Genomic DNA, 9,108 nt, shown 5'->3' with positions numbered 1-9,108 from the left:
GGAAAGCACGAGGCCGCCGGACAGTGCTTCGGAAGCAGGGAACACGCGGCCCGAATAGCACCATGCGAGCGCCTGCTGGATGCCGACAAGGCGTGGCAGGAACCAGCTTGAGGCAGCTTCCGGGTTGATGCCCCGACGGTTGAACACGAAACCGAAGCGCGCATTGTCGGACGCGATGCGGATATCCATGGGCAACTGCATGGTGACACCGATACCGACAGCCGCACCATTGATCGCGCCGATGACAGGCTTGAGGCTGTCAAAGATGCGCAGGGTGACGCGGCCACCGCCATCGCGCTGGATGTCGACATCGGCGGCGCGGCCTTCCTCGCCAGTGGCAGCGCGCGCATCATAGTCGAATGTCTTGGCGCCCTCGGAAAGGTCTGCCCCGGCGCAGAAAGCCCGGTCGCCCGCGCCGGTGACGATCACGGCGCGAACGCTGTCATCGGCATCGGTAATGTCGAAGGCCTCGATCAGTTCGTACATCATCTTACCGGTGAAGGCGTTCATCTTTTCGGGGCGGTTGAGCGTCAGGATGGCCACGCCGTCCTCAATATCCAGGATAATCTGCTCGAACTTTTTCGGCTGTGCCATCATGTGTCTCCCTTGGGGCAATCGTTGGCCCCACACTGCCCGCCCGGCCGCAGAGGTCAAGCGCGTCGCAGGGGAAACCAGCCCCGGGCTTGACCACCCGGCGATTTCGCCCTGATAGTCGACCCACAATCAACCTGAACAACGTGTGGGCACGAGCTTACCCGGCGTACTCATTGGCAATCTGGATAAACACGCATGCTGCCCGAATGGCTATCAAAGATCGACCCGACGACGCTTGCCGCGCCGCTGTTCATCCTGTCGGTCATCTGGGAGTGGTGGGCGGTCAAGACAGGCCGTGCCAAGGGCCGTTACGAGACGAAAGACGCCTTCGCCTCGATGGCGATGGGCACCGGGAATGTCGTCGTCGGCACGCTGACCGGCTTTGCCACGCTGTGGATGATGATGCTCATCTGGCCCTACCGGCTGGCGACGATCCCCTTTACATGGTGGAGCGCGCTGATCGCCTTCGTGCTGTATGACTTCACCTATTACTGGAAGCATCGTTTCGCCCACCGCATTCGCTGGTTCTGGATGGAACACGTCACCCATCATTCCAGCACGCACTACAATTTCACCACGGCCCTGCGCCAGCCCTGGTTCGGCCCTTTCACCGGCCTGATCCTGATCGGCACACCGATGGTGTTCATCGGCTTCCATCCCTATGTCATCTTCTTCGTCGTTGGCCTGAACCTGATCTACCAGTACTGGATCCATACCGAAGCGATCGACCGGATGCCGCGCTGGTTCGAGACGGTCTTCAACACGCCCTCCCACCACCGCGTTCATCACGCCACCAACCCCCGCTACCTCGACTCCAATTATGCAGGCGTGTTCATCACCTGGGACAAGATATTCGGCAGTTTCGTGCCCGAGCTGGATGAGGACAAGCCGGTCTATGGCATCGTCAAGCCGATCGGCAGCTACAATCCGTTCGTCATCGCCTTTCACGAACTGGGCGGCCTGCTGCGCGACTGTGCGCGCGACGGCCTGCGCCCCGACCGCTGGATCCGTCGCGCGATCAATGCGCCCGGCTGGAACCCGGACGGCATGCACAATCGCTCCGTAGAACTCAAGGCGGCTTATGTCGCCGCGCATCCGGAACATGCCGGAACGCCCGGCCTGCCCAAGGCCTGACTTTCCCCTGCGTCGCCAGTGGACGCGGGCAGCTGGTCGGATAAGTTCGTCGAAACAATCCGGCAGGCCCCGCAAGAGGCGCCGCCCCCCAATGGAGCGAGACGACAATGCACCCCTTCCATCATGCCAAGGCCCGGCCCGATCACCCTGCCTATAAGATGGCCGGCAGCGGCGAAGTCGTCACGTTCCGCCAGCTCGACGAGCGGTCCAACCAGATCGCGCATGCCTTGCGCGAGGCCGGCTGCCAGCCCGGCGACACGATTGCCCTCTTCGCCGAAAACTCGCCGCGCTATTTCGAAGTCTGCTGGGCGGCCCAGCGCTCGGGCCTCTATTTCGTGTGCATCTCGTCTCGCCTCACCACGCCTGAAGTCCAGTATATCATCGAGGATTCCGGCTCGAAGCTGCTGATCACCGACGCCCACAAGTCGGCTGTCGCGCAGGACGTGAAATCGGTGACCAAGCTGGACCAATACTGGTCGATCGATGGCGACATTCCCGGCTTTACCGCGCTGGAGACGCTGCAGAGAAAATTCCCTGTCACGCCGATTCCTGACGAGATGGCGGGCACGGACATGCTCTATTCGTCGGGCACGACCGGTCGCCCCAAGGGCATCCGGCCACCGCTCGAGCGGGGCCTTCCGATCGACGCCGACAATGTCCTCATCCAAATCTGCCGTGGTCTCGCCGGCGTGACCGAGGACTCGATCTATCTGTCGCCCGCCCCGCTCTATCATGCCGCGCCCCTGCGCTGGAGCATGGCGATGACTCGGCTCGGCGCGTCTCTCGTGATCATGGAAAAGTTCGATCCGGAAAACTATCTCCACCTCGTCGAGAAACATCGTGTCACGCATTCCCAACTCGTGCCGACCATGTTCGTGAAGATGCTGAAGCTGCCGCCCGAAGTGCGTGAAAAGTACGATGTCTCCAGCCTGCAGTTCGCCATCCACGCCGCCGCGCCCTGCCCGATCCCGATCAAGCAGAAGATGATCGAATGGTGGGGTCCCATCATCGATGAATATTATGCCGGCTCCGAAGGCAACGGCATGACCTGGGTGCGCAGCCCCGACTGGATGACCCACAAGGGCACGGTAGGCAAGCCGGTCCACGGCGTCGTCCATATCTGTGACGAGGAAGGCAATGAAGTGCCGGTTGGCGACGAAGGCCAGGTCTATTTCGGCGGCACGGTCGCGCCGACCTACCATAACGACCCGGAGAAGACCAAAGGCGCCCTTCATGCCACCCGGCCGGACCTGTCATCCCTCGGCGATGTCGGCAAGCTGGATGAGGACGGCTTTCTCTACCTCACCGACCGCAAGGCCTTCATGATCATTTCCGGCGGGGTCAATATCTATCCGCAGGAATGCGAGAACATCCTGATCACCCACCCCAAGGTCGCCGACTGCGCGGTGATCGGCGTACCGGACGAGGAATTCGGCGAAGCCGTGAAAGCCGTTGTCCAGCCAGCGGCAGGCGTCGCCCCGTCGCCCGAGCTCGCCGCTGAGCTGATGGCCTTCTGCCAGGCCAACCTGTCAAAGATCAAATGCCCGAAATCGGTCGACTTCGATCCGGAGCTGCCTCGCCACCCGACCGGCAAGCTCTACAAGCGCCTTGTCCGCGACCGCTACTGGGGCAAGACCGGCAGCCGTATCGTCTGAAGCAGCCTCGAAACGAAAACACCCGCTCCTTCCGGGGCGGCTGTTTTAAATTCGGGTTCCGTCTGGCGGTCTAGAACAGCCAACTGCCCGGGTTGTCGATTGGCTGACCAGCCGACAGGGATTGCATGCCCTTCACGCAGCGCACGATATACCAGACCAGCGCGGCCAATCCGGTAAGGATGCCAAGCCCGAGGATCGGGATGAGGATCACGCTAATGACAGAGTACAACAGGCCCTTCCAGAAAATATTGATCTGGTTGTTGTAATGGTTCTCAAGCAGCGCATCACCCTGGCCCTTGCCAAGATATGCCATGACGAGGCCGATGATCGACGTAATTCCGACCACGATGGCGACGAGGTAGAGAATATAGACGAGGTTCGCGTTGCCCCTGGTATTCGGATCAACCGAAATCTGGTTTTAATCTGTCATTGAATGTCTCCCAATTCAGCCCGTTGGGGCAGTATTTGCGAGAATCACCTGCAGGTCCAGCAAATTGACGTTCGGGAAACCTTGCCGGACCGCCATCGCCGCGCCAGAACTAGGCCCAGCAAAAACCCTGGAGGAACACCCCAATGGCCAACCCGAAAAAAGTCGCTTTCGCTGACCTCGAATCCCTTGCCGGCACGGAAGTCGGCGTGTCTGACTGGCATCAGATCGATCAGGACCGCGTCAACAAGTTCGCCGACGCAACCGGCGATCATCAATGGATCCACGTCGATGTCGAACGCGCCACCAAGGCCATGGGCGGCCCCATCGCGCACGGCTTCCTCACGCTTTCGCTCCTGCCGATGCTCGGCTCGGAAGTGCTGAATGTGTCCGGCGTCACGCGCGGCATCAATTACGGCTCCGACAAGGTGCGCTTCACCAACATGGTGCCCGTCGGCTCCAAGGTCCGCCTGCGCCAGAACTGCAAGTCCATCACCGAGAAGTCCGGCGGCAAGCAGATGATCATGGAAAGCACCGTCGAAATCGAAGGCCAGGAACGCCCGGCCCTCGTCGCTGAATCGATAACCGTGCTTTACGGCTGATAAGCGCCTATATTGGGAGGGAACCATGATATGGAGCCCTCCCGATGACCCAGACCAAGATCGACCGCTCAGACCGCGAATGGCGTGAACTGCTCACCCCGGAAGAATTTCGCGTCGGCGTGAAAGAAGGCACCGAGCGCGCCTTCACGCCGGGCAATTGCGAAGGCGAGAAGCGCGTAGGCCTCTACCATTGCAAGGGCTGCGGCACCGCGCTCTGGTCATCCGAGCACAAGTTCGAGAGCGGCACCGGCTGGCCGAGCTACTGGCAGCCTGCCTCCGAAGGCGTTGTCGCCACCAAGACAGACTTCAAGATGATCATACCGCGCACCGAGTGCCACTGTGCCACCTGCGGCCTGCATCAGGGCCACGTCTTCAAGGACGGTCCGCCGCCCACGGGCGAGCGCTGGTGCATCAATGGTGTGGTCCTCGAGTTCCGCCCTGCAGAATAAAGCTGGACAGGCCGGGCCCGGCCTGATTCATTCCCCGCATACTCAACCCCTGAAGCCAAAAGGAGCAGGCCTCATGCGCCTTTAATTTCTCCTCGCCAGCGCAGCGACAGCTGCCCTTCTGACCGGATGCACCATGACTGACCAGACACTCACCGAAGCGGCTGCGACCACGCCCGTTGCCACCACCTCGCCCCAGCCACCGGTTGCGCCCCGCATCGATAATGAGATCACGCAGGTGGACCGCACCCGCAGCGATCCCTATCAGTGGATGAAGGATGACAACTGGCAGGAGGTGATGCGCGACCCGACCATGCTGCGCGCAGACATCCGCACCTATCTCGAAGCCGAGAATGCGTTCACCAAGGCCGTGCTGGAAGAACCGACAACGGCCCTGCGCAACGAGCTGTTCAAGGAAATGCGCGGCCGCATCAAGGAAGACGACAGCACCGTTCCCGAAATTGACGGGCCTTATGCCTATTACACGCGCTACCGTCAGGGCGGCGAATACCCGATCATCGCCCGCCGCGCGGCTGCGGATGCCTTCAATCCCGACGCCCCCGAGACGATCTTGCTCGACGGCGACGCGATGGGCGAAGGCAAGGACTATTTCTCCTTCGGCGGCATCGACACCAGCCCGGACCACCAGCTGGTGGCCTATTCGACCGATACGCAAGGCAGCGAGTTCTACCAGATCCACATTCAGGATATCGAGACCGGCGATGAAACCGCAGGCATCATCGACGATGCCTATGGCAGCTTCGAATGGTCGGCGAACGGACAGGCCATTGTCTGGGTCCACCGCGACGAGAATGCCCGCCCCGACGCCGTCTACCAGCGCAACCTGGCGACGGGCGAAGACACGCTCCTCTATGAAGAGAAAGATCCCGGCTTCTTCGTCGGCGTCGACAAGAGCGTCAGCGAAGAGGTCATCTTCATCAGCGCGTCCGGCCATACGACATCGGAAGTCCACTGGTTCCCCGCGAACGAGCTGAACCCGACCCTGCGCACCGTTGCCCCGCGCCAGACAGATAATGAATATTCCGTGGTCCACTGGGATGGCCAGTTCTACATCTCGACCAATCTCGACGGTGCCGTCGACTTCAAGGTGATGAAAGCCCCGATGGACGCGACCTCCCGCGACCAATGGGAAGAAGTCATCCCGCACCGCCCCGGCACGCTTCTGCTCGGCATGCAGCCGCAGAAGGACTATCTCTCCCGCATGGAGCGCGAGAATGGCCTGCCCCGTATCGTCGTGCGCGCCCGCGCCGATGGCGCCGAGCATGAGATCAGCTTCGACGAGTCTGCCTATGATCTCGGCCTCGACAGCGGCTATGATTTCAACACGCCGATCCTGCGTTTCGACTACGCCTCCCCGACCACGCCGGACCAGGTCATCGACTATGATCTGGCCACCCACGAGCGCACCCTGCGCAAGACCCGCGAAGTGCCCTCCGGGCACAACCCGGACGACTATGTCTCCGAACGCGTCATGGCCCCGTCATGGGATAGCGAACTGGTGCCCGTCACGCTGCTGCGCCGCAAGGACACGCCTATCGACGGCACGGCGCCGCTGCTGCTCTATGGCTATGGGTCCTACGGCATCACCATCCCGGCAGACTTCCGTACCGGCCGCCTCAGCCTCGTTGATCGCGGCTTCGTCTATGCCATCGTTCATCCGCGCGGCTCGATGGCCAAGGGTTATCAATGGTATCTCGATGGCAAGCTCGAGAAGAAGACCAACACGTTCAAGGACTATATCGCGGCCGGCCACTACCTGGTCGATCGGGGCTACACGTCCAAGGGCAAGCTTGTCGGCCATGGCGGCTCGGCTGGCGGCCTGCTGATGGGCGCTGCGGCAAACATGGACCCAGAACTCTTCGCTGGCATCATTGCCTCCGTGCCCTTTGTCGACGTTCTCACCACGATGTCGGACGCCACACTGCCGCTGACGCCGCCGGAATGGCCCGAATGGGGCAACCCGCTGACCAGCGAAACCGATTATGACACGATCGCCGCCTACAGCCCGTATGACAACGTGACCAATCAGAACTATCCGGCCGTGCTGATCACCGGCGGCTTGTCGGACCCGCGCGTGACCTATTGGGAGCCGAGCAAATGGGCAGCGCGTCTGCGCCACGACGCGCCAGAAGGCGGCCCCTACTTCCTTCGCATCAACATGGAAGCCGGCCATGGCGGCGCCTCGGGCCGCTTCGAAGGCCTGAAGGAAACCGCCGTGGAATACGCGTTCGCGCTGGCTGCTGTCGGCAAGACGGATGAGCTGGATCTTTCCGGAGACGATTGAGCCTTTTCTGGTGGCCCGAAGCGCAGAAGCTGCCGGGTCGCCGACTTTCGCTCAAACGCGAGAATGCAGGGTGGGATAGTCTCGCATAGTCGGAATGTCTTCGGCTGCTTTCTGCGTCGGAGCGGACATAGCGGCGGGTTACATCAGACGGCAGATTCTCGCCAAAAGACATCGCAGCGCTTGAACATGGCTATGGCGGGGATACTGCCGGAATGAGGCATTATATCCTCATCTGAGACCTGTCAGCTAAGGCAACACTTTGCGCCGTCGCAAATTGCACTACCGAGCCTATTCTGAGGCCGCGAAAAGTCTCTGAAAAACTAATCGCAGAAGCTGGAACTACCGCAGAGATATTGTCCGGCATTGCCCTCGAGATAATTCATCTTCGATTCAAATTGTGCGTTCTCCAGCGCTGCATTCGCACTGCTGGAAGTCGGTCTGGAATTCGAGGCGCTCGAAGGGATGGACACCGGCGAACCCTGATAATTCCGCGCCGCAGTCAACATGTTTTGCACGCTGAACGCGCGCGCGGCCTCGGCCCGTTTCAGATCGGCCTGATAGGTTGTCAGGTTCGCGCGGGCATTCAGCCTGGTGTTCTCTTCAGCGTTAGAAAACTGTTTTGCTATCTCGATATCCGCGAGACCGACAGCCTCTTCCCGTCCCGCATCGATCGCGCGCAGAACCGTCTGATAGAGGTCGCGCCAGGAAAGTTTGCGCCGCGCGATCTGCATCGCCAGCCAGTAATTGCCATCGGCCAATGCCGTGGTTTGCTAGGTGCGAGCGGTTTGTTGATTGGCGGCAGACATCGCAGCAATATCGGCCAGCTTCTGCTGCATCACACGCGTCTGCTGGTCCCTGAACGCCTGCTGCTCGGCTTCACTTTGTGCCAGCCGCGCCCGCGCCGCCCGCTACCGCGCCTCCCAAAAACCTTTAGCTGCACTTTCATTCGGCAAGGAGGCTGCATTGATGCGTTCGAACTGGCCCTTGGTATCCGTGCGGTCATAGGCGTGGACATCAAACATCCCATCCAATCGCCGTGAGGCGTAAACGGCCTGGCCGTGGGAGTAGATGCTTTCCTGTTTCGGGTCAGGGGTGAAGTCACGAATAGAGTCGTATTCCGCCACATCCGACGTGGCGACGATCTCTAGATAGGTCGGAAGGTCATACTGCCTGTAACCCTGGCTCTGAATGACCGCATCGCCCAACAGGGCCAGGCCGATCTGGCGACCCTACCGTTCCCACAGGGCGGTCCGTTTCAGCGTGACATCGCATCCCGGCTGCTCGACAACACATACAGGAAGGTCAGCCGCATAAGGAGAAGCATCCGGCGTTTCGGGCCGGTACAGATTGGTGATCTCTGCTGGCGTCAGTGGTGTCACCTTTGACGTCACCACACCTGACAGCGGACGAAGGCCGATAAAATCATCAGGTTTCGCGATCACATCACTGCCGCGCACGGGCCACAGCAACCGTCGCTCGCGGTCAATCTCCACGAACATCTGATGGTTCCTGCTGGCATAAACCGCCATGATCAGCGGAGGCATTGGCGGGGTCAGGGCTTTGGCACCTGATGCGTCGAAAATCTGGTCTAAAACTTTTCCGTTCGCATCCAGACGATGCACCAGCACAGTCCTGTCCGCAAACACCTCAACCGGCGAAATCCCTTTCGGAAGCTGCGCTTGCGGGACGACACGGTCAATCGTAACCGAGGCAGCTGCGCTATGCATTGCGCTATAGATCATTCGTACACTGATCGTGCTGTCACCGGCAGTTTCAAAGAGGTAAGGATTGTCGAGTGCAGACTCCTAAAGCACATCCGCGACAAAAGGAATCGTGAGGGATTCCCTTTTGCTTCGAACTCTGATTCTCCTGTTCGGCAGGAGGATTTGTCGATGGCAGTTTCGTATTCGCTTGATTTTCGCCGGGCTGTTGCGGCCCATGTTGG

10 protein-coding genes are annotated in these 9,108 nt (G+C 60.5%); 5 read left to right on the top strand and 5 right to left on the bottom strand.

What is annotated here, in order from left to right:
- The coding region (locus tag ACESNB_RS05790) for an enoyl-CoA hydratase-related protein (RefSeq protein WP_373005185.1) at positions 1-594 on the bottom strand (594 nt) is incomplete at its 3' end.
- 195 nt (positions 595-789) lie between these two features.
- On the opposite strand from ACESNB_RS05790, the gene ACESNB_RS05785 reads away from it, so the two are divergent.
- Together ACESNB_RS05785 and ACESNB_RS05780 are read left to right on the top strand one after the other, a co-directional pair.
- On the top strand, positions 790-1,728 hold the full coding sequence (locus tag ACESNB_RS05785) for a sterol desaturase family protein (RefSeq protein ID WP_373005178.1): 939 nt from the start codon (positions 790-792) through the stop codon (positions 1,726-1,728).
- Between the two features lie 107 nt (positions 1,729-1,835).
- A complete protein-coding gene (locus tag ACESNB_RS05780) occupies positions 1,836-3,383 on the top strand; it encodes an acyl-CoA synthetase (RefSeq protein WP_373005175.1) in 1,548 nt (515 codons plus the stop codon).
- Positions 3,384-3,453: 70 nt separating this feature from the next.
- On the opposite strand, the gene ACESNB_RS05775 is transcribed toward ACESNB_RS05780, so the two are convergent.
- Positions 3,454-3,795, bottom strand: a complete 342-nt coding sequence (locus ACESNB_RS05775) for a DUF4870 family protein (protein WP_373005182.1) — start codon at positions 3,793-3,795, stop codon at positions 3,454-3,456.
- Between the two features lie 161 nt (positions 3,796-3,956).
- Here ACESNB_RS05775 and ACESNB_RS05770 point away from each other — a divergent pair, with 161 nt between their 5' ends.
- The 3 genes from ACESNB_RS05770 to ACESNB_RS05760 all read left to right on the top strand — a co-directional run bounded on the left by ACESNB_RS05770 (position 3,957) and on the right by ACESNB_RS05760 (position 7,163).
- On the top strand, positions 3,957-4,412 hold the full coding sequence (locus ACESNB_RS05770) for a MaoC family dehydratase (protein WP_373005172.1): 456 nt from the start codon (positions 3,957-3,959) through the stop codon (positions 4,410-4,412).
- 44 nt (positions 4,413-4,456) lie between these two features.
- Entirely contained in the window at positions 4,457-4,861 is a 405-nt protein-coding gene (msrB, locus tag ACESNB_RS05765) for a peptide-methionine (R)-S-oxide reductase MsrB (protein WP_373005169.1), read from the top strand.
- Positions 4,862-4,994: 133 nt separating this feature from the next.
- Positions 4,995-7,163, top strand: a complete 2,169-nt coding sequence (locus ACESNB_RS05760) for a S9 family peptidase (RefSeq protein ID WP_373005166.1) — start codon at positions 4,995-4,997, stop codon at positions 7,161-7,163.
- A 320-nt stretch (positions 7,164-7,483) separates the two neighbouring features.
- On the opposite strand, the gene ACESNB_RS05755 is transcribed toward ACESNB_RS05760, so the two are convergent.
- The 3 genes from ACESNB_RS05755 to ACESNB_RS05745 form a co-directional block, all read right to left on the bottom strand.
- Complete coding sequence (locus ACESNB_RS05755) at positions 7,484-7,921, bottom strand: hypothetical protein (RefSeq protein WP_373005163.1); 438 nt, start codon at positions 7,919-7,921, stop codon at positions 7,484-7,486.
- A 150-nt stretch (positions 7,922-8,071) separates the two neighbouring features.
- Complete coding sequence (locus ACESNB_RS05750; RefSeq protein ID WP_373005160.1) at positions 8,072-8,368, bottom strand: hypothetical protein; 297 nt, start codon at positions 8,366-8,368, stop codon at positions 8,072-8,074.
- A 24-nt stretch (positions 8,369-8,392) separates the two neighbouring features.
- Positions 8,393-8,890, bottom strand: coding sequence for a hypothetical protein (locus ACESNB_RS05745; RefSeq protein ID WP_373005158.1), 498 nt, complete (start codon positions 8,888-8,890; stop codon positions 8,393-8,395).
- Positions 8,891-9,108 lie beyond the last annotated feature (218 nt).

Source organism: Hyphomonas sp., from assembly GCF_041689225.1.
Classification (GTDB): Bacteria; Pseudomonadota; Alphaproteobacteria; order Caulobacterales; family Hyphomonadaceae; genus Hyphomonas.
Note: the sequence above shows the minus strand (reverse complement) of the source record. Positions and strands in the feature narration are given on the sequence as shown.